We start from the raw sequence: 1546 nt of genomic DNA, 5'->3' as shown, positions 1-1546 counted from the left end.
CAATATGCAAGCGCTCGACTTGCATGTATTAGGCACGCCGCCAGCGTTCGTCCTGAGCCAGGATCAAACTCTCCAATAAAGAGTAAGAATTAGCTCTTAATTTTTTCGCGTTAGCGAAAATATTTTTCATTAAAATAAAACTAACGTTGACGTATGATTTGTTTAGTTTTCAAAGTACAATAATGATTTTTTTCGTTAGAAAAAATATCTTATCGCTCAGAGGCGACTTTTACATACTAACAAACTTACATTAGCATGTCAATATTTTTTTGTTGTTTTTTTGGTGGAGCCTAGCGGGATCGAACCGCTGACCTCCTGCGTGCAAGGCAGGCGCTCTCCCAGCTGAGCTAAGGCCCCATATTTATAAAAATAGAATGGTCGGGAAGACAGGATTCGAACCTGCGACCCCTTGGTCCCAAACCAAGTGCTCTACCAAGCTGAGCTACTTCCCGATTTGATATCAGAGGCCCGACTTAAAAGAGATATTAGCTTTTCAGTTCAAACATCTATCTTATATCGTCATCCGATTTTATTTTATAGATGGCGCGCCCGAGAGGAGTCGAACCCCTAACCTTTTGATCCGTAGTCAAACGCTCTATCCAATTGAGCTACGGGCGCATGTTGTATATTTCACTCTCGTGAAATTAAGGTAAGTTATTTTCTCCTTACGTCGAAAAAACTTTGCTATTTTACCTCACTACGTTCGGTAAAAAGCATTGGTGCCGAGGACCGGAATCGAACCGGTACGGTAGTCACCTACCGCAGGATTTTAAGTCCTGTGCGTCTGCCAGTTCCGCCACCCCGGCTAACTGTTGGAGCGGAAGACGGGATTCGAACCCGCGACCCCCACCTTGGCAAGGTGGTGTTCTACCACTGAACTACTTCCGCAACATAGCATAAATACTTCATTAATTTAAAAAAAACTTGGTGCGGGTGAAGGGAGTCGAACCCCCACGCCTTGCGGCGCTAGATCCTAAGTCTAGTGCGTCTGCCAATTCCGCCACACCCGCATATAAAAGTTTTTTGCTTTATAAAAAATGGTGAGCCATGAAGGACTCGAACCTTCGACCCTCTGATTAAAAGTCAGATGCTCTACCGACTGAGCTAATGGCTCGTACAAGGATTTTTTTACCATCACAAAAAAATCTGGTGCCGGCCAGAGGACTTGAACCCCCAACCTACTGATTACAAGTCAGTTGCTCTACCAATTGAGCTAGGCCGGCAAAAATGTTATTTTCACTCGCATGAAAAACTTAAGGAATGTTATTTTACTTCGCTACACTTCGTAAATATCAAGGACCCTTATTTTCACTTTCGTGAAAAAAGGTTGGTGGAGGATGACGGGATCGAACCGCCGACCCCCTGCTTGTAAGGCAGGTGCTCTCCCAGCTGAGCTAATCCTCCATATATTAAATTTATTAAATAGCCCGGCAACGTCCTACTCTCACAAGGGGACAGCCCCTAACTACCATCGGCGCTGAGAAGCTTAACTTCCGTGTTCGGTATGGGAACGGGTGTGACCTTCTCGCCATCGCCACCGGACTAT

At 45.0% G+C, this 1546-nt stretch carries 9 tRNA genes and 2 rRNA genes; all 11 read right to left on the bottom strand.

Annotated features, from left to right (window positions below):
* A 16S ribosomal RNA gene (locus FA727_RS24535) occupies nucleotides 1-79 on the bottom strand; the annotation flags it as partial.
* 202 nt (nucleotides 80-281) lie between these two features.
* Nucleotides 282-357, bottom strand: a tRNA-Ala gene (locus tag FA727_RS23735).
* Nucleotides 358-375: 18 nt separating this feature from the next.
* Nucleotides 376-452 (bottom strand) — tRNA-Pro (locus FA727_RS23730).
* Nucleotides 453-541: 89 nt separating this feature from the next.
* Nucleotides 542-618 (bottom strand) — tRNA-Arg (locus tag FA727_RS23725).
* 99 nt (nucleotides 619-717) lie between these two features.
* Nucleotides 718-806: transfer RNA gene (locus FA727_RS23720), tRNA-Leu, on the bottom strand.
* A 7-nt stretch (nucleotides 807-813) separates the two neighbouring features.
* Nucleotides 814-888 (bottom strand) — tRNA-Gly (locus FA727_RS23715).
* Between the two features lie 37 nt (nucleotides 889-925).
* Nucleotides 926-1010: transfer RNA gene (locus tag FA727_RS23710), tRNA-Leu, on the bottom strand.
* Nucleotides 1011-1038: 28 nt separating this feature from the next.
* A tRNA-Lys gene (locus FA727_RS23705) sits at nucleotides 1039-1114 on the bottom strand.
* 33 nt (nucleotides 1115-1147) lie between these two features.
* Nucleotides 1148-1223: transfer RNA gene (locus FA727_RS23700), tRNA-Thr, on the bottom strand.
* A gap of 105 nt (nucleotides 1224-1328) precedes the next feature.
* Nucleotides 1329-1404, bottom strand: a tRNA-Val gene (locus FA727_RS23695).
* 21 nt (nucleotides 1405-1425) lie between these two features.
* Nucleotides 1426-1542 (bottom strand): 5S ribosomal RNA (rrf, locus tag FA727_RS23690).
* Nucleotides 1543-1546: the final 4 nt, after the last annotated feature.

The organism is Robertmurraya kyonggiensis (assembly GCF_005116465.1).
In the GTDB taxonomy this organism is placed as follows: Bacteria; Bacillota; Bacilli; order Bacillales; family Cytobacillaceae; genus Robertmurraya; species Robertmurraya kyonggiensis.
This window is presented reverse-complemented; position numbering and strand designations above follow the sequence as displayed.